Origin of the sequence: Bradyrhizobium altum, from assembly GCF_020889705.1 — a bacterium.
Taxonomy (GTDB): Bacteria; Pseudomonadota; Alphaproteobacteria; order Rhizobiales; family Xanthobacteraceae; genus Bradyrhizobium; species Bradyrhizobium altum.
The window spans coordinates 157,917-179,460 of sequence record NZ_JACMYP010000002.1; the positions used below are offsets into that span (position 1 = coordinate 157,917).

General features: G+C 65.3%; 15 protein-coding genes. 12 read left to right on the forward strand and 3 right to left on the reverse strand.

All coding sequences use genetic code 11. The annotated features are described in order from the left end of the window. Positions 1–28: 28 nt before the first annotated feature. The 10 genes from H8B02_RS01845 to H8B02_RS01890 all read left to right on the forward strand — a co-directional run bounded on the left by H8B02_RS01845 (position 29) and on the right by H8B02_RS01890 (position 14,672). The gene (locus H8B02_RS01845; RefSeq protein WP_029082157.1) at positions 29–904 is read left to right on the forward strand and encodes a branched-chain amino acid ABC transporter permease; all 876 of its coding nucleotides are present in this window, start codon (positions 29–31) and stop codon (positions 902–904) included. Continuing rightward, positions 901–2,673: a branched-chain amino acid ABC transporter ATP-binding protein/permease gene (locus H8B02_RS01850; RefSeq protein ID WP_229164479.1), complete on the forward strand. Its 1,773-nt coding sequence runs from the start codon at positions 901–903 to the stop codon at positions 2,671–2,673. The genes H8B02_RS01845 and H8B02_RS01850 overlap by 4 nt, the downstream gene beginning before the upstream one ends. After that, positions 2,673–3,401, forward strand: coding sequence for an ABC transporter ATP-binding protein (locus H8B02_RS01855; protein WP_229164480.1), 729 nt, complete (start codon positions 2,673–2,675; stop codon positions 3,399–3,401). Before H8B02_RS01850 ends, H8B02_RS01855 begins: the two co-directional genes overlap by 1 nt. A gap of 36 nt (positions 3,402–3,437) precedes the next feature. Then, a complete protein-coding gene (locus tag H8B02_RS01860; protein WP_229164481.1) occupies positions 3,438–4,523 on the forward strand; it encodes a malate/lactate/ureidoglycolate dehydrogenase in 1,086 nt (361 codons plus the stop codon). Positions 4,524–4,562: 39 nt separating this feature from the next. Then, positions 4,563–5,339 (forward strand): HpcH/HpaI aldolase family protein, encoded by a 777-nt coding sequence (locus H8B02_RS01865; RefSeq protein WP_092125098.1) that lies wholly within the window; start codon positions 4,563–4,565, stop codon positions 5,337–5,339. A gap of 231 nt (positions 5,340–5,570) precedes the next feature. Continuing rightward, positions 5,571–7,094 carry a D-arabinonate dehydratase gene (locus H8B02_RS01870; protein WP_229164482.1) on the forward strand — a complete coding sequence of 508 codons (1,524 nt, stop codon included), beginning with the start codon at positions 5,571–5,573 and terminating at the stop codon, positions 7,092–7,094. A 288-nt stretch (positions 7,095–7,382) separates the two neighbouring features. Next, on the forward strand, positions 7,383–7,835 hold the full coding sequence (locus H8B02_RS01875) for a GDSL-type esterase/lipase family protein (RefSeq protein WP_229164538.1): 453 nt from the start codon (positions 7,383–7,385) through the stop codon (positions 7,833–7,835). A gap of 143 nt (positions 7,836–7,978) precedes the next feature. Beyond that, on the forward strand, positions 7,979–11,245 hold the full coding sequence (locus tag H8B02_RS01880) for a transglutaminase family protein (RefSeq protein ID WP_229164483.1): 3,267 nt from the start codon (positions 7,979–7,981) through the stop codon (positions 11,243–11,245). Positions 11,246–11,265: 20 nt separating this feature from the next. Further along, positions 11,266–13,797: a circularly permuted type 2 ATP-grasp protein gene (locus tag H8B02_RS01885; protein ID WP_229164485.1), complete on the forward strand. Its 2,532-nt coding sequence runs from the start codon at positions 11,266–11,268 to the stop codon at positions 13,795–13,797. After that, a complete protein-coding gene (locus H8B02_RS01890) occupies positions 13,794–14,672 on the forward strand; it encodes a transglutaminase family protein (protein ID WP_229164487.1) in 879 nt (292 codons plus the stop codon). The genes H8B02_RS01885 and H8B02_RS01890 overlap by 4 nt, the downstream gene beginning before the upstream one ends. A 45-nt stretch (positions 14,673–14,717) precedes the next feature. On the opposite strand, the gene H8B02_RS01895 is transcribed toward H8B02_RS01890, so the two are convergent. From H8B02_RS01895 to H8B02_RS01905, 3 genes are all read right to left on the reverse strand, one after another. Continuing rightward, positions 14,718–16,220, reverse strand: coding sequence for a sensor domain-containing diguanylate cyclase (locus H8B02_RS01895; protein WP_229164488.1), 1,503 nt, complete (start codon positions 16,218–16,220; stop codon positions 14,718–14,720). A 172-nt stretch (positions 16,221–16,392) separates the two neighbouring features. Further along, positions 16,393–18,099: a methyl-accepting chemotaxis protein gene (locus H8B02_RS01900; protein WP_229164489.1), complete on the reverse strand. Its 1,707-nt coding sequence runs from the start codon at positions 18,097–18,099 to the stop codon at positions 16,393–16,395. 84 nt (positions 18,100–18,183) lie between these two features. After that, positions 18,184–18,354: a hypothetical protein gene (locus H8B02_RS01905; protein ID WP_229164490.1), complete on the reverse strand. Its 171-nt coding sequence runs from the start codon at positions 18,352–18,354 to the stop codon at positions 18,184–18,186. A 92-nt stretch (positions 18,355–18,446) separates the two neighbouring features. Here H8B02_RS01905 and H8B02_RS01910 point away from each other — a divergent pair, with 92 nt between their 5' ends. Further along, a complete protein-coding gene (locus tag H8B02_RS01910; protein ID WP_229164491.1) occupies positions 18,447–19,829 on the forward strand; it encodes an ethanolamine ammonia-lyase subunit EutB in 1,383 nt (460 codons plus the stop codon). Between the two features lie 128 nt (positions 19,830–19,957). Next, entirely contained in the window at positions 19,958–21,544 is a 1,587-nt protein-coding gene (locus tag H8B02_RS01915; protein ID WP_229164492.1) for a B12-binding domain-containing radical SAM protein, read from the forward strand.

The following is a 21,544-nucleotide window of genomic DNA, read 5'->3' on the forward strand; positions in this document are numbered from 1 at the left end:
CGCGCACACTGACTGATCGAGCGCTGTCATGGATCTGGTTCTACAACTGCTGTTCACGGGAATCGGCATCGGCGCGGTCTACGCGCTGGTCGCGCTCGGCTTCGTGCTGATCTTCCGCGCCACCAACGTGGTGAACTTCGCGCAAGGCGAGTTCTCGATGGTGGCCGCCTATCTGATGGTGGTGTTCTCGGTCGATCTCGGCTGGCCTTACTGGCTGTCGTTCCTGATCGCGCTCGCCGGCATGGCGCTGTTCGGCGTCATCTTCAATCTCGGCGTCTACTATCCGTTGCGCCACCGCACCTACCTGCCTGTCATCATCGCCACCATCGGCGCCTCGATCCTGTTGTCGAACTCGGTGCTCGCGATCTACGGCCCGCAGCCGCAGGTGCTGCAGGGCTGGTTCGATACCCCCGGCATCCAGCTCGGCCCGGTCTATCTCGACAGCCAGTATCTGTTGATCATCGGCGTCACGATCCTTCTGGTGCTGTTCAATTTCTGGTTCTTCGAGAAGACGCTGCTCGGCAAGAAGCTGCAGGCGACCTCGCAGGACAAGGAAATGGCCTCGCTGCTCGGCATTTCCGTCTCCACCATGATCATGATCACCTTCATCTATTCGGCCGTGCTCGGCGGTCTCGCCGGCATCCTGGTGGCACCGGTGCTGTTCGTCTCGATCCAGATGGGCTCGACGATTGCGCTGAAGGCGTTTGCCGCGACCATCATCGGCGGCTTCGGTGACGTTGCCGGCGCCATCGTCGGAGGCCTCGCGCTCGGCGTCATCGAGACGTTCGGCGCCGCCTATATTTCGGTGCCGTACAAGGACGGCTTTGCCTTCCTGGTGCTGATCGCTTTCCTGGTGTTCCGGCCGCAGGGCATCTTCGGCGAACGCGTCGCGGAGAAAGCATGAGCGCCAGCGACAACATGATTCCGGCGCCGGCCGTGCGCTCGAAACCGCTGATCATCCGTCATCTGCCGTATTTCATCGGCGCCGCGGTGCTGGTGGCGCTCGCCGCCGGCATGCAGTTCGACGGCTACATCCTCAACATCCTGCTGCAGGCAACGACCTTCTCGATCGCGGTGTTCGGGCTTTCGGTCGTGCTCGGCCTGTGCGGCCAGATCAACCTGGCGCAGGCCGCGTTCTTCGGGTTCGGCGCCTATGCCGTCGGCCTCGGCACCGCCGACCTGCATCTGAACTTCTGGCTTTGCCTGGTCGGCGCCTGCGCGATCACGCTGGTTGCCGGTGCATTCCTCGGCATGTCGACGCTGCGGCTCGGCGGGCACTACCTTGCGATGGTCACGATCTCGTTCCAGCAGATCGTGACGCTGGTCATGATCAATGCGGTCGGCGTGACCCACGGACCGGACGGCGTCGCCAACATTCGCCGGCCCGAGCTGTTCCAATCCTCGCAAAGCTATCTGGCTTTCTGCGTCGCGATGCTCGCCATCGTCGGCTATCTGGTCTGGCATCTGCCCGACACCAAGCTTGGCCGTGCCATGCGCGCGGTGCGCGACAATGAGCTCGCGGCCGGCGTCAACGGCATCGACGTGTTCCGCACCAAGGTCTCCGCCTTTGCGGTGTGCGCGGTGCTCGGCGGCCTCGCGGGTGGCCTGTTCGCAGGCGGCTTCGCTTATGTCAGTCCGGACCAGTTCTCGTTTGCGGAATCGATCCAGTTTCTGACCATGTCGCTGCTCGGCGGCGTGGCCTCGCCGATCGGCTCGGCGATCGGCACCGGGCTGTTGATCCTGATTCCGGAATGGCTGCGCTTCCTGAAGAGCGTGCCCGGTCTCTACCTCGCGATCTACGGCCTGTCGGTGATCCTGATCATCCGCTTCATGCCGGACGGCATCTGGGGCTTCGTGTCCGACGCGTTCACACGCTGGCGCGCGCACACCAAGGCGCCGCCGGTCGCGGGAGCGCTCCTGCTCAAGCCTGCGACGACCGGCGGCGACATCGTGCTCGAAGTCACCGGGCTCTCGAAGCATTTCGGCGGCCTCAAGGCGGTCGATGGCGTCGACATCGCGGTCAAGCGCGGCAGCGTGCATGCGCTGATTGGACCCAACGGCTCCGGCAAGACCACGACGCTGAACGTGCTGTCCGGTCTCTACAAGGCGACCGCGGGCAGGATCGTGCTCGACGGCACCGACATCACCGGCATGGCGCCGCATCAGCGCACCGCGGCGGGGCTCGGACGCACCTTCCAGAACATCCGCCTGTTCCGCTCGATGACGGCGCTGGAGAATGTCGAGATCGGCGCCGAGCGGCCCGGCAACACCATGATCGGGAAGGGCGACGACGCGCTGACCGAGCGCGCGATGGAGGCGCTGACCTTCGTCGGGCTCGGCAACCGGGCCAACGAGCTGATCTCGAGCTTCTCCTACGGCCATCAGCGGCTGATCGAGATCGCGCGCGCGCTGGCCTCGAACCCGACGCTGCTGCTGCTCGACGAACCGGCCGCCGGCCTCAACTCGACCGAGAAGCTGGAGCTGCATGAGCTGCTCAAGCGCATCGCCGCGCAAGGCCTCACCATCCTGATCATCGATCATGATATGACGCTGGTCTCGGAAGCCGCCCAGCACATCACCGTGCTGAACTTCGGACGCCGCATCGCGGACGGCGAGTCCATGGCGGTGCTGCGTCATCCCGACGTCGTCTCCGCCTATCTCGGGAGCGAATGATGCCGCTGCTCGAAATCCGCAATCTCGTGGTCCGCTACGGCGAGATCGAGGCGCTGCGCGGCGTCACCATCGCCGTGGAGCAGGGGCAAGTGGTCACGCTGCTCGGCGCCAACGGCGCCGGCAAGTCGACCACGCTGCGCGCGATCTCCGGCCTCGCCAAGCCTGCCTCCGGCGACATCCTGTTCGACGGTCACTCGATCGCGGGCCTTGGGCCGGAAGCGATCGTGCGGCTCGGCATCTCGCATGTACCGGAAGGCCGCCGCGTGTTTCCGGGTCTCAGCGTGAAAGAGAACATCATGCTCGGCGCGTCGAACCGGAAGGTCGGGGCGTCGCAGATCTCGCGCGAGGCCGACGCGATGTTCGACCTGTTCCCGGACATCCGCGCCTTCTCCAACGCACTCGGCTGGACGCTGTCCGGCGGCCAATTGCAGATGGTCGCGGTGGCGCGCGGCCTGATGGCCAAGCCGCGGCTGTTGCTGCTCGATGAGCCCTCGCTCGGGCTGGCACCTGTGATCGTGCAGGCGGTGTTCCGCATCATTTCGCAGATCAGGAAGGACACCACGGTCTTGCTCGTCGAGCAAAATGCGCGCATGGGACTTTCGGTCGCCGATCACGGCTTCGTCCTGGAAACCGGGCGGATCGTGCTGGGCGGCAAGCCCGACGAATTGTGGGGCAACGAAGCCATCGCCGCGGCCTATCTCGGCGGCCACGCCAAAACCCACGCCTGACAACGCACTGTGCTTCATCGAGCGAGCGAGTTTTTCATGGTCACCATCAAGGTCGATAATCTCATCAACTTCGTGTCCGAAGTGTTCTCCCATTCGGAGTCCTCTCCGGAAGAGGCGAAGCGCATCGCGACCTATTTGACGACCGCGAATCTGACGGGCCATGATAGCCACGGCGTGATCCGCGTGCCCGTCTATGTCCGTTGGAAGAAGATGGGCTCGATCGTGCCGAACCAGACCCCCGAGGTCGTGGTCGACACGGCCTCGCTCGCGGTGGTCGACGGCAAGTTCGGTTATGGCCAGACCGTTACGCCGGTTGCAGTGAGGCTCGGCATCGAGAAGTGCAAGAAGGCGGGGCTTGCTGCGGTCGCACTGCGCAACTCCGGCCACCTCGGGCGCGTCGGCGACTGGGCCGAAATGGCTGCCGCCGAAGGGCTTGTGTCTGTTCATTTCGTGACCGCGGCGGGCTCGTTGCTGGTGGCGCCTTATGGCGGCGTCGAGAAGCGGCTGTCGACGGCGCCCTATTGCGTCGGCATTCCGCGCCAGGGCCAGGATCCGATCGTGCTCGATTTCGCGACCTCGGTCGTTGCCGAGGGCAAGTGCCTGGTAGCAAGCCGCGGCGGCAAGAAGCTGCCGCACGGCGCGCTCGTCGATGCCGACGGCACGCTGAGCGAGGATCCGCACGTGCTGTATGGCCCGTACACGCCAGACGGGCCGCGCGACCACACCAAGGGAACCGGCGCGATCCGCGCCTTCGGCGATCACAAGGGCTCGGGTCTCGCCTTCATCTGCGAGCTGCTCGGCGGTGCACTGACCGGCACCGGCGCGACGTCGTCGGACCGCCGCTTCGCCAACGGCATGATGGCGTTCTACATCGACCCCAAGGTGATCGACACCAGCAACTTCTTCGATGGCGAAATCACCCGCTACACCGATTTCATCCGCGCCACCAAGCCGATCGCGGGCACGGAGTCCGTGCTGGTTCCGGGCGATCCCGAGCGGAAAACCCGTGCCGATCGCACCAGGAATGGCATCCCCTTGCCTGACGACACCTGGGCAGCGATAGTGAATACCGCACGCGAAGTCGGCGTCAGCGAAGTTTCGATCCAGCGGGCGACCAGCTGAGGCTCGTCCCCCAATAAACCGCAAAGGGAAACGCGATCAATGGCAAACAAGGTCAAGCAAGTCTGGGCATCGGGCAAGGCGGTGGTGAACGCGTGGCTCGCGATCCCCTCCGGGTTCTCGGCCGAAGTGATCGCGCAATGCGGCTTCGACAGCGTCACCGTCGACATGCAGCATGGCGTGCAGGATTATCAGTCGATGGTGCAGTGCTTCCAGTCGATGCATGCCCATCCGGTCACGCCGATGGTCCGCGTGCCCTGGAATGAGCCGGGCATCATCGGCAAGGTGCTGGACGGCGGCGCCTACGGCGTGATCTGCCCGATGGTCAACACGCCGCAGGAAGCCAAGAACCTGGTTTCCTACGCCAAGTATCCGCCGAAGGGCGTGCGCTCCAACGGCCCGATCCGCGCCGGCATGTACGGCTCGGCCGGCACCTATCAGCAGACGGCCAACGACGAGATCGTGCTGCTGCCGATGATGGAAACCAAGACCGCGGTCGAGAACATGGAAGCGATCCTCGATGTCGAAGGCATCGATGGCGTCTATATCGGTCCGTCCGATCTCGGCTTCTCCTACGGTCTGGTGCCGAAGCTCGATCGCGACGAGCCCGAGATCCTCAAGATCTACGAGAAGATCATCAAGGAGTGCGGCAAGCGCGGTCTCAACCCGGGCATCCACTGCTCGGGTGCGGAGGGCGCCGTGCGCGCGATCAACATGGGCTTCAAGCTCGTGACGCTGTCGAACGAAGTCGGCCTGATGCAGGTCTATGCCAGGATGCAGGTCAACCAGACCCGCGAGAAGTCCGGCGGCAAGGCGTAAGGACTGTCCGCAATGTTAGCTCTGCTTCCTCGCCCTGCTCTCATGTCCGCCGAAGCCCGCCTTCTGGCGAAGGCGGATGCGGGGAGAGGGTTGGGGTGAAGGGCCTCCATCCGGCGAGTACTTTGTTTGCGATTGCGCGTGTGCCTTGCCCCTCACCCGAATTCTCGCTGTGCGAGAATTCGACCTCTCCCCGTAAAGGACGGGGAGAGGTGAAGACGAAGGAGAACTCCCATGGCCTCGGCACAAGTGATCCGTCTGCACGCCGACGACAGCGTCCTGATCGCGCGCGCGAGCCTGCCGCCGGGGCTCGAGGTCACCGACGGCGTCACCACCGTCGATCGCATTCCCGCGGGCCACAAGGTCGCGATCAAGCCGATCGCACAGGGCGAGCCGATCCGGCGCTATGGTCAGATCATCGGCTTCGCGACACAGCCGATTGCGCCCGGCCAGCACGTGCATACGCAGAACTGCGGCATGGGCGATTTCGCCAAGGACTATGCCTACGGCGTCGACGTCAAGCCGGTGCCGAATTTCGATCTGCCGGCGACGTTTGAGGGCATCCGCCGCGCCGACGGCCGCGTCGCGACGCGCAATTATATCGGCATCCTCACCTCGGTGAATTGCAGCGCCCATGTCGCCGGAATCGTCGCCGACATGTTCAAGAAGAATCCGTTCACCGGCGACAACCCGCTGGCCGATTTCCCGAATGTCGACGGCGTCGTCGCGCTGACCCACAAGACCGGCTGCGGCATGACCCAGGACGAGCCATTGGCGCTGCTTCGCCGCACGCTCGGCGGCTATGCGCGCCACGTCAATTTCTCCAACGTCATCGTGCTCGGCCTCGGCTGCGAGGTGAACCAGATCGGCGGCCTGATGGCCGAGCAGAAGCTCGCCGGCCGTCTGCGCGCGATGGACATCCAGGAGGTCGGCGGGACGCGCAAGACCGTGGAAGCCGGCGTTGCCTTCGTGAAGGAAGCGCTCACCGACGCCAACAAGGTCAAGCGCGAGGCGGTGCCGGCGAGTGAGTTGACGGTGGCGCTGCAATGCGGCGGCTCGGATGGCTATTCCGGCGTGTCGGCCAATCCGGCGCTCGGGGCCGCGAGCGATCTGCTGGTCCGTCACGGCGGCACGGTGATCCTGTCGGAGACGCCGGAGACCTACGGCGCCGAGCATCTGTTGACCCGTCGCGCCGTCAGCCGCGAGGTCGGTGAGAAGCTGGTCGGCCTGATGCGCTGGTGGGAGGAATACACCCAGCGTGAGGGCGCCGAGATGAACGCCAATCCGAGCCCCGGCAACAAGGCCGGCGGCCTCACCACGATCCTTGAGAAGTCGCTCGGCGCGATGGCCAAGGCGGGCAGCACCAATCTCGTCGACGTCCTGCACTACGCCGAGCCCGTCACCAAGAAGGGTTTTGTGTTCATGGACACGCCCGGCTACGACCCGGTCGCCGCGACCGGGCAGGTGGCCGGCGGCGCCAACCTGGTCTGCTTCACCACCGGCCGCGGCAGCGTGTTCGGCTGCAAGCCCGCGCCGTCGATCAAGCTCGCCACCAACACGCCGATGTACAAGCGGATGGAAGACGACATGGACGTCAATTGCGGCACCATCCTCGACGGCGAGGAGAGCGTACAGGAATGCGGCCAGCGCATCTTCGACCTGATCCTCAAGACCGCCTCGGGCCAGCCGACCAAGAGCGAGAGCTTTGATTTCGGCGGTGCCGAATTCGCGCCGTGGGTCTTGGGCGCGACGATGTAGTTTAGGGCTACGATCCAGCCTTACACTCCGCTGTCGTCCCTGCCGAGTGCGCAATTGCGCCCGGGAGCAGGGCCCCATAACCACCGGCCGTAGTGATGTGCAAGGCGTCTGCCACCGTTTTTCATCGATGAATCACGCGGTATGGGTCCCTGCTTTCGCAGGGACGACGAGTTCTGTTGACATGGTCTCCCGGATTACGCTTCGCTCCATCCGGGCAACGGACTGAACGGAGGCAAGGTGCGCGCGGGTCGATTGGGAATCATTGGATGCCTCGCATTCCTGGCCGCCTTGAGTCTTGGCGTCGGTTCGGCTGACGCCGCAACCATCGTGGCACTTGGCGCGAGCAATACCTACGGCAAAGGCGTGGCGCGCAACCAGGCCTATCCCGCGCAGCTCGAAGCGATCTTGCGGGCGAAGGGTTTGAACGTCCGTGTCGTGAACGCCGGCATCAATGGCGACACCACGGAAGGGATGCTGCAACGTCTGGACCGTGCCGTCCCGAACGGGACCCGTGCGGTGATTCTACAGCCGGGCGGCAATGACCGGCGCAAGGGCAGCCCTGACCGGACCGCGGATATCCAAAGTCGACTGAGCGCCCGCGGCATCGCGGTGATCATGCTTCCTAACGGGATGCTGGGCGGGCTCCCGCATCAGCCCGATGGCCAGCATTTGACTCCCGAGGGCTATCACACGCTCGCCGAGCAGCTCGCTTCGCAGGTATCCGGCGCGATCGGCCGCTAGCGGGTGAGGCTAACCAGCCACGCCAGTTGCTGAGGTCGGGACAACGCGGCGGATAATTCCTGGGCAGTCGCTGCCCGTTGTTAGTGCTTGATGTCGACCGGCAGCAGTGTTCTGCTCAAAAAAGCTGCTGGAGTCCTCGGTCCGTGTCGATCTTCGTCGCACTGCATCACGTCACGCACTACAAATACGACCGGCCGATCGATCTCGGGCCCCAGACCATTCGGCTCCGGCCCGCGCCGCATACCCGCACGCCGATTCTGAGCTACTCGCTCAAGGTCACGCCATCAAACCACTTCGTGAACTGGCAGCAGGATCCGCAGGGCAACTGGCTGGCGCGCTACGTGTTTCCGGAGAAGGCGACCGAGCTCAAGGTCGAGGTCGACTTCACCGCGCAGATGACCGTGGTCAATCCGTTCGACTTCTTCGTCGAGCCCTATGCCGGCAGCTTTCCATTCGAATATCCCGGCGATCTCAAGACCGAGCTCGCGCCTTATCTTGAAACCGAGGTGCATGGGCCGTTGCTCGCGGCTTATCTGAAGGACATTCCGCGCAAGGCCGACTCTACCGTCAATTTCCTGGTCGAGCTGAACGCGCAGCTGCAGAAGAAGATCGGCTACGTGATCCGCATGGAGGCCGGCATCCAGACGCCGGAGGAGACGCTGGCCGCGGGCTCCGGCTCCTGCCGCGACTCGGCGTGGCTCTTGATCCAGGCGCTGCGCCATCTCGGGCTCGCCGCGCGCTTCGTCTCGGGATATCTCATTCAGCTGCGGCCCGACATCGATCCGCTCGAGGGGCCGCGCGAGGTCGAGAGCGATTTCACCGACCTGCACGCCTGGGCCGAGGTTTATCTGCCGGGTGCGGGCTGGATCGGGTTCGACGTCACCTCCGGCATGCTGACGGGCGAGGGACATATCCCGGTCTGCGCCACGCCACACTATCGCTCGGCCGCGCCGGTGACCGGCACCGCAGGCTTCGCCAATGTCGAGTTCGGCTTCGAGATGAGCGTCAAGCGGATCCGCGAGGCGCCGCGGATCACCAAGCCCTTTTCGGATGAATCCTGGGCGCGGCTCGACCGGCTCGGCGAGCAGGTCGATGCAGATCTAAATAAGGACGACGTGCGGCTGACCATGGGCGGCGAGCCGACCTTCGTCTCGGTCGACGATCTGGAATCGCCGGAGTGGAACGTCGCCGCGGTCGGTCCGACCAAGCGCGGGCTTGCCGACGAGTTGATCCGCAAGCTGCGCACGCGGTTCGCGCCCGGCGGCCTGCTGCATTACGGCCAGGGCAAATGGTATCCCGGCGAGAGCCTGCCGCGCTGGGCGTTCGGCCTCTATTGGCGCAAGGACGGCAAGCCGATCTGGAACAATGCCGACCTGATCGCTTCAGTCGAAAATCCGGGCAAGGCTGAGATCGCCGATGCGGAGCGCCTCGCAATCGGCATCGCCGCGCGGCTTGGCCTGAACGCTGACTACGTCATGCCGGCCTTTGAGGACACTGCGTTCTGGCTCGAGCGCGAGGCCGGCTTGCCGGCCAATGTCAGCCCTGCGAATTCCAAATTGACCGATCCGGAAGAGCGCGCGCGGATGGCGCGGGTGTTCGACGAGGGGCTGACCACGCCGAAGGGTTACGTGCTGCCGATCCAGCGCTGGAGCCCGCTCGGCGATCGCGTGCCGGCGCGCTGGCGCAGCGAGCACTGGAAGATCAGGCGCAGCCATTTGTTTCTCTTTCCGGGCGATTCCCCGCTGGGCTTGCGGCTTCCGATCGCTTCGCTCGAACACGTCCCGCCCGAGGATTTTCCCTACGTCATCGAGCAGGATCCGATGGCGCCGCGCGATGCGCTGGGGGAGATCGATCCGGAGCTGACGCGGGCGCTCAAGGACATTGAAGAGCCGCTGCCGGTGCGTACCGCGATGTCGATCGAGGTGCGCGATGGCGTGCTGTGCGCCTTCATGCCGCCGGTGGAGAAGGTCGAGGACTATCTCGAGCTGATCGCCGCGATCGAAGCCGCCGCCGAACAGCTGCAGCTGCAAGTCCATGTCGAAGGCTACGCGCCGCCGTTCGATCCGCGGATCGAGGTGATCAAGGTGACGCCGGATCCCGGCGTGATCGAGATCAACGTGCAGCCGGCACAAAGCTGGCGCGAAGCCGTCGACATCACGCTCGGTCTCTATGAGGACTCCGCGAAGACGCGGCTCGGGGCCAACCGTTTCCTGATCGATGGCCGCCACACCGGCACCGGCGGCGGCAACCACATCGTGGTCGGCGGCAGCAAGCCGGAGGATTCACCGTTCCTGCGCCGGCCCGATCTGTTGAAGAGCCTCGTGCTGTACTGGCAGCGGCATCCGTCGCTGTCCTATCTGTTCTCCGGCATGTTCATCGGCCCGACCAGCCAGGCGCCGCGCATCGACGAGGCGCGGCATGATGGACTCTATGAACTCGAGATCGCGCTGTCGCACGTTCCGCCGTCGGGCATGGATGCGCCGCTGTGGCTGGTCGATCGCCTGTTCCGGCACATCCTGGTCGATATCACCGGCAACACCCATCGCGCCGAGATCTGCATCGACAAGCTGTATTCGCCCGATGGCCCGACCGGCCGGCTCGGCCTGGTCGAATTCCGCGCGCTCGAAATGCCGCCCGACCCGCGGATGTCGCTGGCGCAGCAGCTCTTGATCCGGGCGCTGATCGCAAAGCTGTGGCGCGAGCCGCAGCAGGGCAAGTTCGTGCGCTGGGGCACCGCGCTGCATGACCGCTTCATGCTGCCGCATTTCCTCTGGGAGGATTTCCTGGGCGTGCTCGCCGAGCTCAAGCAATCCGGCTATGACGTCGAGCCGGAGTGGTATCAGGCCCAGCTCGAATTCCGCTTCCCCGCGTTCGGCCGCATCCACCACGGCGGCGTCGGCCTCGAGCTGCGGCAGGCGCTCGAGCCCTGGCACGTGCTGGGCGAGGAGGGCACCGCCGGCGGCACCGTGCGCTACGTCGATTCCTCGGTCGAGCGGCTCCAGGTGAAGGCGACGGGATTCGTCGAGGGCCGCCACGTCATCACCTGCAACGGCAGGCGGATGCCGATGACCGAGACCGGCCGCGCCGGCGAGGCAGTCGCCGGCGTGCGCTTCAAGGCCTGGCAGCCGGCCTCCGGCCTGCATCCGACCATTCCCGTGCACGCGCCGCTGACATTTGACCTGATCGATACCTGGAACGGCCGCTCGCTCGGCGGCTGCGTCTATCATGTCGCCCATCCCGGTGGCCGCAACTACGAGACCAAGCCGGTCAATTCCTACGAGGCCGAGGCGCGGCGGCTGGCGCGCTTCCAGGAGCACGGTCATACCCCCGGCAGGATCGAACCACCGCCGGAGGAACGCACAATTGAGTTTCCCTTGACCCTCGACTTGCGGACGCCGCTCCTGCAGTAATTGGATGCAGGGGAAGTGCAATGACCGCATCGGGTGGCCAAGGAAGCAGTCAAGAGAGCAGGGCCCGTCCCGGTCAGCGCCGGATGGCGCAGTGGACCCGCGACTATATCCGGCTCCCCGGCATTCCCGATGAATATATTGCCGAGAACGGCGCGCCGCGGCCGGTCTGGGCGCGCTTCTTCGATGCGTTTGCCGGGCTGTCGCCGGCCGACATCGAGCGGCGCTTTGCCTCCGCCGATCGCCATCTGCGCGAGGCCGGCGTCACCTACCGTGCGCCCGGCGACACCTCGGACCGGATCTGGCCGCTCAGCCATCTGCCGCTGATCATCGACGCGGCCGATTGGCGGCAGCTCGCCGCCGGCGTCGCACAGCGCGCGCAGCTTTTGGAAATGGTGCTGGCCGATCTCTACGGCGACGGCCGTCTCGTCGCAGAGGGCGCGATTCCCGCCGCGGCGATCGCCGGCAGCAGCGAGTATCTGCGCGCGGTCAGCGGCATCAAGCCGCCCGGCGGCCGCTATCTGCATCTCTATGCCGCCGACATCGGCCGCGGGCCTGACGGCCGCTGGTGGGTGCTCGGCGATCGCACGCAGGCGCCATCGGGCGCGGGCTATGCGCTGGAAAACCGCCTGGTGCTGTCGCGCGCCTTCTCCAACCTCTACAAGTCGATGAATGTCGAGCGCGTCGCGCCGTTCTTCGAAGCGTTCCGCGATTCACTGCGCGCCAGCGCCGATCGCGACGAGCCCCGGATCGGCCTGCTGACGCCGGGCGCGTTCAGCGAGACCTATTTCGAGCATGCCACGCTCGCGCGCTATCTCGGCTTCCTGCTGGTCGAAGGCGACGACCTCGCGGTCTCCGGCGACCGCATCCATATCCGCACCGTCGCCGGATTGAAGCGGCTCGACGTGCTGCTGCGCCGGGTCGATTCCAACATGCTCGATCCGCTCGAGCTCGACGCCTCCTCCTATCTCGGCGTGCCCGGGCTCGTCGAGGTGCTGCGCAAGAGCGGCGTCGTGGTCGCCAACATGCCGGGCTCGGGCGTGATGGAGGCGAGGGCGCTGCTCGGCTTCCTGCCCAGCCTGTGCCGGCGCCTGCTCTCCGAAGACCTGATGATGCCGCACATCGCGACCTGGTGGTGTGGCCAGAAGTCCGCCCGCGAGCAAGTGCTCTCGCGGCTCGACGAATTCGCGATCGAAGGCGCCTATGGCTGCGGCGTTGCGGATTTTCCAGGCCACGGGCCGGTGCTCCCGGGCGAACTGTCGGCCGCGGACCGCGACCGCCTGAAGGATGCGATCAGCCATCGCGGCATCGACTACGTCGGACAAGAGCTGGTGCGGCTGTCGACCACGCCGGTGTGGGAGAACGGCCGCATTGCGCCGCGTCCGTTCGTGCTGCGGGTGTTCGCCGCGGCGACGCCGAACGGCTGGACCGTGTTGCCCGGCGGCTTCTGCCGGATCGCGGATCGGGCGGATGCGCGCGCGGTGTCGATGGGCGATGGCGCAGTGTCCGCCGACGTCTGGGTGGTCTCCGACAAGGCGGTTGCGACCTCGACCCTGCTGCCGGCGGTCGACACCGTCCGAATCCGCCGCATCGCCGGCGTGCTGCCGAGCCGCGCCGCCGACAATCTGTTCTGGCTCGGGCGCTATCTCGAGCGCGCGGAAGCCACCATTCGCTTGATCCGCGCGCTGTGCACGCCGCTGCGCGATCCGGCGCGGGCGAATTCGACCGGCTCGACGCCGGCGATGCATTCGGCCGAGCGCATCCAGCGCATGCTGGTTACCTGGGGCGCGGCCTCGCAGACCGCGCGCGCCAATCCCGCCAAGGTCGCGCTCGAAGCGTTGCAGAACGAGGAGAAGTTCGGCTCGGCGCTGTCGCTGGTGCGATCGGCGCAGCGCACCGCCACCTCGCTCCGCGAGCGGCTGTCGCCGGACGCCTGGCAGGTCATCACCGAGATGGCCGATCGGCTCGCGATCGAGGTTCACGACGATGACGGCGTCGTCAGCGCCGCCGAGCTGACCTTGCAGGAGCTCGCAAGCTTCGCCGGCCTCGCGCAGGAGAACATGAACCGCGCGGCCGGCTGGCGCTTCCTCGAGATGGGCCGCCGTGCCGAGCGCGCCATCAACACCACGCGCTTTGCCCGCCAGTTCGCCTATGACGAAGCCGGTGACGAGGATCTCGACGTCCTGCTGACGCTGGTCGATTGCCAGATCACCTATCGCTCGCGCTATCTGGTGCAGCCGCTGCTCACGCCGGTGCGCGATCTCGCCGTGCTCGATCCCTACAATCCGCGCTCTGTCGCATTCCAGGTCGCCGCGCTGAACGAGCATATTGCCGCGCTGCCGAGCCTGAAGGAGCACGGCCTGATCGAGCGGCCGCAGCGGCTCGCGGTTGCGGTCGAGGCGATGTTGACGACGGCCGAAGCCGGCAGCCTCGACGTCAAGACGCTGTTTGCGCTGGAGCAGGACCTGCTCAACCTCGCCGACTCGGTCGGGCTGCATTATTTCCCGCACGGGCCGAACGCCAGCCGGCCGGAGAAGCTCACGGGGCTGGCGTGATCTACGACATCCGTCACGTCACGACCTACAGCTATGAGACCCAGGTCAGCTTCGCGCGCTGCGCGCTGCGACTGGAGCCGATCACCGGCGACGGGCAGGAGCTGGTTTCCCATTCGGTCGAGATTCGTCCGAAGCCCGCGGAGCGCACCGCGCGGCGCGACTTTTTCGGCACGCTGACCGAAAGCGTCCTGATCGAGACCGCGCATCGCAGCCTTCGCATCGATTCCCGCTCGCGGGTCTCCGTGGCGCGGCAGCCGCCGCTCCGTGACGCGGCGAGCCCGTCCTGGGAGTGCGTGCGCGACAACGCGTTCGAGGCATTGAGCCTCGATGCGGGCTCGCCGGTCGGCTACGTCTTCGCCAGCGCGCTGGTGCCGGTGCTGCGGCCGGTGACGGCCTACGCTTCCGCGAGCTTTTCGCCCGGCGGCGGCATCCTTGCCGGTGCGGCCGACCTGATGCGTCGCATCCGCGGCGACTTCAAATACGATCCGAAGGCGACCGTGATCTCGACGCCGCTTCGCGACGTATTCGAGAAGCGCCACGGCGTCTGCCAGGATTTTGCCCATGTGATGATCGCGGGGCTTCGCGGCCTCGGTCTCCCGGCGGCCTATGTCAGCGGTTACCTGCGCACCATTCCGCCGCCGGGTCAGCCGCGGTTGCAGGGCGCGGACGCAACCCACGCCTGGGTGTCGGTCTGGTGCGGTAGCGAACTCGGCTGGGTCGGGTTCGATCCGACCAACGATCTCATGGTCGCCAACGACCACATCATTCTCGCCATCGGCCGCGACTTCGCCGATGTCTCGCCGGTCGACGGCGTCATCGTCGGCGCGCGCAAGCAGAAGCTCAGCGTCGCCGTCGACGTGCTGCCGGTGGAGTGAGCCGAGGGGACTGGCGCGCGTTCGGCCGCGCCGCCGCGATCTCGATCAGGCGACCTGCCGCTTGCCCGATTTGTCCCACCCGATCGGGCTGATGATGACGCGGTCGCGGCCTTCATGCTTCGCTTGATAGAGCGCGAGGTCCGCGGCCTTGAGCAGGTCGCGCGATGTGCGCTCGTGATCCGGGACGAGGCAAGACAATCCGATGCTGACGGTCGGCAACTCATGCTCGGATTCGCGCGCCGCGGTCAGCTTCGCGCGAATCTGCTCGGCAACCTCCAATGCACCCGCTTTGCCGATGCCAGGCAGCAACACCGAAAACTCCTCGCCGCCATAGCGCGCGCCGAGATCGGTTGCGCGCTTGGTGCTAGTGGCGATGCACCGTCCCACAGTGGCGAGCACGGCGTCGCCGGCCTGATGGCCGTACGTGTCGTTGAAGGTCTTGAAATGATCGACGTCGATCATCAGAAGCGATACCGGCGACTTTGCGCGCATGCCACGACGCCATTCGAAGTCAAGCGTATCGTCGAGGCGGCGGCGGTTGGCGAGGCCCGTCAGCGCATCGGTGTTCGCGAGGTGCGCGAGCCGGCCTTCCGCGACGGCCCGCCGTTTGAGAGCCGCCAGCAGATAGAACATCAAAACGATCGAGAAACCGCAGAGCGCCGCCACCACGCTTCCGATCAGCCAGAGCTGTTGCCACCAGTCGGCATAGATGCCGTCGAGCGCGAGGCCCTCGGCGATCAGTAGGGGATGGTGTCCGACCGCCTGAAAAACATAGAGCCGGCTGACGTGATCGACGACCGACTTCGTGATGTAGAAGCCGGATTGCCGTGCCGGGAACTGCCTGAAGACCTGTGAGTCCCTGATGCTTTGCCCGATCTTGGCGATGTCGAACGGTGCTCGCATCAGCATGACGCCATCGGTGTTGAACAACGCCATGCTATCGCCGAGGCCGAAGCTCAGCTTGCGAAACAGATTGTGGAAATAGCTGAGCCGCATGCTGCCTGCGACCACGCCGGCAAAGGATCCGTCGTCATTGCTGATGCGCCGGCTCAGGCTGATCAGATATTCGCCGTCTGAAGTCACCCAGGGAGCGCTAATGAACAGCCCGCTGTCGGCTCGCGCCTGATGCACCCGGAAGAAGTCCCGATCGGCGAAGTTAGCGGTCCGCGGCGTCAATGTCCGGGAATCGAGCGTGACGTCTCCCGCCGTATTCAGCACGAGGATCGAGCCGAGATCCTTGGCGGTGGCGGCGCGGTCGAATAGCACGACCTGGCGAAGCTCCGGGCTGATCTTGCCCAGCTCCGGCAGCTTGACGCCGTCCGCGACGGCCTGCAGCGACAGGTCATAGAGCTCGATGTTGCGGTCGATCTCGCTGGCGATGGAGGCGACGAGGTTGGTCGCGCCCTCCTTCGCATGCTGATAGTCCTTGCCGGCCATTTCCCAGAGAATGGACGCGCAGATCGCCGAAAAGCACAAGACGAGACCGATCCCGAGCGCGAGGAGCCGTTTGGTCGGCACCGCTTTCGGCTTTGGCAACAGTCCGTTCATTGCTCGCTTCCACTTCCCCGCGCCCCCCGCGCACTTTGAGTTTCTATAGGGGCATCAAATTGAGAAAGGCGACCGCAAGCACAGGCAATTTGCGCCCGTGCGTTGCGATATTCTTAACCATTCCAGGTCGGTCGGAACCCGTCGCGGGGGCCGGACAGATCGGCTGATCCGTTCAGGTTCCGGTCCGTCGCAGGTCCTCGGCGGCGTCGCTGCGCAGGTTGCGGAAGAACTGCTCGACCTCGCGCGATAGCGTCTCGGCGGTTGCGGTCAGATCGTTCGATGCCGCGAGCACCGATTCCGCCGCCTTGCTGGTCTGGTCCATGTCGTCGCGGAGCGAGCCGACATTCGTCACCAGGGTTTCGTTGCCCTGGGCGGCCATCTGCGCGTTGGCGGAGATTTCGCGCGTGGCTGCATCCTGCTGGCCGATCGCGCTTGCGATGTTGGCGGTGACGTTGCTGATCTCGCGCACCGCCTGGCCGATCTCGCGCACGGCGGCCACCGAGTTGCGGGTCGAGGCCTGGATCAGGCCGACATTCTCGCTGATCTCGGCGGTTGCCTTGGCGGTCTGCCCGGCCAGCGCCTTGACCTCGTGCGCAACGACCGCGAAGCCGCGGCCGGCATCGCCCGCGCGGGCGGCTTCGATGGTGGCGTTGAGCGCGAGCAGGTTGGTCTGCTCGGCGATCGCCTGGATCAGGTTCAGCACACCGTCGATGCGCTGCGTGGTGGCGGCAAGGCTCTCGATCTCGGTGATCGACCGGTCGGTGCGCGCACCCGCCTGATCGACCGCCCCCGACGACTGCTTGACCTGGCGGCCGATCTCCTCGACCGAGGCGGAGAGCTCTTCGGCTGCGCTTGCCACCGCAGACACGTTGCTCGAGGCCTGTTCGGTCGCGCCTGCCGCCGCAACCGTCCGGCCGCTGGCGTCCGCCGCGACGGTTGCGATGGTCTGCGCGGTTTGTCGCATCGTGGCAGCGTTGTCGTGCACTGCGCGGAGCACCTCACCGATGGTGCCGCGGAACGTCTCGACGAAGCTTTCGATATGCCGGCCGCGGGCATCGCGAGCCTCGGAGTCTTGCACGACTTGCGCGTTCAGGCTGCGATTGCGGTCCATCGCCTCCTGGAAGACCTTGATGGCGCGTGCCAGTGCGCCGATTTCATCGCTGCGCCCGACGTGCGGCACGTCGACATGGTCGGCGCCCTCGGCGACGTGCTTGATGGTCGTGGTGATCTGCGACAGTGGCCGCGCCACCGAGCGGGCGATGATCAGCACGCCGAGCACCACCACGATCAGGGCCGCCGCGCCGAGCCCGGTCAGCAGCAGCGCCAGTTCGCGGTTGGTGTCGGTCTGCTGCGCCAGTCTCTTGCTGCGCTCGGCGTAGACCTTGGAAAGCGCCTCGAGGTCCTTGTTCAGTGCGGTGCGCACGTCGCGATTGGCGTCGTTGTCGCCCCACTCGCGCCCGGCAGCGGCGCCGATTTCGATGCCGCGGCGGACCAGCTCTTTGCGGAATTCGATGAATTGCTCGATGCGCTTCTTGAACACCGCGAACTGCGCGGCGTCGTCGGCCTGCACCAGGGTCTCCCAGTTCCTCACCACGCCGAGGATGCGGTCGTTGAACGCCAGCAGCCCGTCGCCGTATTTCTTCACCGCCGCAGGTTCGGTCGACATGTAGATGCCGCGGGATTCCATCACCACCGCGTAAACCAGCGAGTTGACCCGCTCGACATTGAGCGCGGCGCGGCTTGCGAGGTCGACGGCCGCGGTCAGCTCGGCATTGCGCCGCGCGTTGTAGTCGGACAGGACGGTGATGGCTGCGGTCAGCGCCGCAATCAGCGCAAACGTCGAGTACAGCCTGGCAGCAAGCGAGAATCGGGATGCCATTGGAGGCCGGGATGTGGAGATGGGGGATGTGACGGGGGACGGCATTGCGGGCACTCCAAGAGGCCGGGGAGTACCTTCGGCCAATTAAAGCTTATGCAAAATCTTCATGGACAATTTCTTAACGCGTGCGTTCTGTGCCGCCGCAACCGTTAAAATCTCTAAATAATACCAATGTCTTATGAGATGCTCCGAGGCGACCGGATGGCGGCGGCTTGCCGCCGTGTTGAATGACGGACCGCCATCATCATCATTCATCAACATCCCCCGGCGCACCGGGCGAAGCTGATGGCACGACTTTCGCAAAGAGGTGCTAGGTTACGCCGTCCCCAGCCTCGACGCGAATCCCCATGCTCTATCGTCACACCATCGACGCCACCAATTATGCATTCGACGATCTGCGCATCCTGCTTGCCAAGGCTTCGCCGCCGCGGTCCGGCGACCGTTTGGCCGGCATCGCGGCCGACAGCGCCGCGGAGATGATCGCCGCGCGGCTCGCGCTTGCCAACGTTCCGCTCAAGCAATTCCTCGATGAGCCTGTCATCCCCTATGAGGACGACGAAGTCACCCGCCTGATCCTCGACAGCCACGACGTTGCCGGCTTCCTGCCGGTGTCGTCGCTCACCGTCGGCGGCTTCCGCGACTGGCTGCTGTCGGATGCCGCCACTGGAGACGCGATCAACCGGATCTCGCGCGGCATCACGCCGGAGATGGTGGCGGCGGTGTCGAAGCTGATGCGCAACCAGGATCTGATCCTGGTCGCGAAGAAATGCGAGGTGACGACCCGCTTCCGCAACACCATCGGCTTGCGCGGGCGAATGAGCACGCGGTTGCAGCCGAACCATCCGTTCGACGATGCCAAGGGCATCACCGCCTCGATCCTCGACGGGCTGCTGCTCGGATCGGGCGACGCCTGCATCGGCATCAATCCGGCGAGCGACGATCCGAACGTCATCGGCACCCTGTTGCGGCTGCTGGACGACGCCATCACCCGGCTCGGGATTCCGACGCAGGGCTGCGTGCTGACCCATGTCACGACCACGCTCGGCCTGATCGGGCAGGGGCTGCCGGTCGATCTCGTGTTCCAGTCGATCGCAGGCACCGAGGCGGCCAACCGCAGTTTCGGCGTCGACCTCTCGTTGCTCCGGGAGGCACGCGAAGCCGGGCTGTCGCTCCGCCGCGGCACGGTCGGCGACAACGTCATGTATTTCGAGACCGGGCAGGGCTCGGCACTGTCGGCCAACGCCCATCACCAGGTCGACCAGCAGACCTGCGAGGCGCGGGCCTATGCAGTGGCGCGGGCGTTCGATCCGCTGCTCGTCAACAGTGTGGTCGGCTTCATCGGTCCGGAATACCTTTATGACGGCAAGGAAATCATCCGCGCCGGGCTCGAGGATCATTTCTGCGGCAAGCTGCTCGGCCTGCCGCTCGGGATCGACGTCTGCTACACCAACCACGCCGAGGCCGATCAGGACGACATGGACAATCTCCTGACGCTGCTTGCGGCGGCCGGCGTGAACTTCATCATGGGCGTGCCGGGCGCCGATGACGTGATGCTGAACTATCAGTCGACATCGTTTCACGATGCGCTCTACATCCGCGACCTGTTCGGCCTGAAGCGGGCGCCCGAATTCGACGATTGGCTGGCGCGCGTCGGCCTTGCCGGGCAGGATTTCCGCCTCGTTGCCGATGCGGGGCAGCTGCCCGACCTCGCCGCCAAGCTGTTGACCTGACGGGATAGCGAAATTCTGCAGAGCAACTATCTCACCGTTGTGACGTTGGTAAGCGCCACAATGTTGAAGAATTTCTGGCCCAGCGTTCCACGCTATGGTTAGATTTGCGGGTGCTTCGGGGTCGATTGATGAGAGCTGAGGGCATAAAGACAGCACGGCGTATCCTCTGCGTCTTTCCGCGCTATACGTCGTCCTTTGGGACCTTCGAGCACTCCTATCCTCTGACCGACGGCGTCAAGGCGTTCATGCCGCCGCAGGGCCTGCTGCTGATCGCCGCATACCTCCCCGAGAACTGGCCGGTCCGCTTCGTCGACGAGAATCTGCGTCCGGCCACAGCGGAGGATTTCGAGTGGGCGGAAGCCGTGTTCGTCAGCGGCATGCACATCCAGCGCCAGCAGATGAACGATATCTGCCACCGCGCGCATGACCGCGACCTGGTGGTCGCGATCGGCGGCCCATCGGTCAGTGCCTGTCCGGACTACTATCCCTCATTCGACTACCTTCATGTCGGCGAGCTCGGCGATGCGACCAATGAGCTGATCAAGCGTCTGGAGCAGGACACCAGCCGCCCCGACGAGCAGGTGGTGCTGAAGACCATCGACCGCCTGCCGATGACGGAATTCCCGCTGCCGGCCTATGAGCTTGCCGAAACCAAGAAGTACTTCCTCGGCAGCATCCAGTTCTCCTCGGGCTGCCCCTATCAGTGCGAGTTCTGCGACATCCCCGGGCTCTATGGCCGCAATCCGCGGCTGAAGTCGCCGCAGCAGATCATCGCCGAACTCGACAAGCTGCGCGCCTGCGGCGCGACCGACACTGTCTATTTCGTCGACGACAACTTCATCGGTAACCGCAAGGCGGCGAGCGAGCTGCTGCCGCATCTGATCGAGTGGCAGAAGCGGACCGGCTATGTCACGCGCCTTGCCTGCGAGGCGACGCTCAACATCGCCAAGCGCCCCGAGATCCTGGAGAAGATGCGCGAGGCCTTCTTCGTGACGATCTTCGTCGGCATCGAGACGCCCGATCCCGACGCGCTGAAGGCCATGCACAAGGATCAGAACATGATGGTTCCGATCCTGGAGGGCGTGCGCACCATCAACTCCTTCGGCATGGAGGTCGTCTCCGGCATCATCATGGGGCTCGATACCGACAAGCCCCAGACCGCTGACGCGCTGCTCTCCTTCGTCGAGGAGTCCCGGATTCCGCTTCTGACCATCAACCTGCTGCAGGCGCTGCCGAAGACGCCGCTGTGGGATCGGCTCGAAAAGGCAGGAAGGCTGGTCCATGACGAGGGCCGCGACTCCAATGTCGAGTTCCTGCTGCCCTACGAGGACGTGGTCAGTTCCTGGCGCAAATGCATGGAGATCGCCTACCAGCCCGAGAAGCTGTTCGAGCGCTATTTGCATCAATGCAACTACACCTACGCCAACCGCATCAAGGTGCCGGTCAGCCCGGAGATGAAGAGTTGGGCCAACATCCGGCGCGGCCTGATCATGCTGCGCAACATCTTCTGGAAGGTCGGCGTGCTCGGCGACTACAAGCGCGTGTTCTGGAAGTTTGCGCTCGGCCGGCTCAAGCGCGGCGACATTGAAGGATTGATCTCGGCGACGCTGGTTGCGCATCATCTGATCACGTTTGCGCGCGCAGCCTCCAGCGGCCGGCAGAACGCCTCGAACTACTCGATCCGGCTGCGCGAGGCGTCCGTACCCGCCGAATGA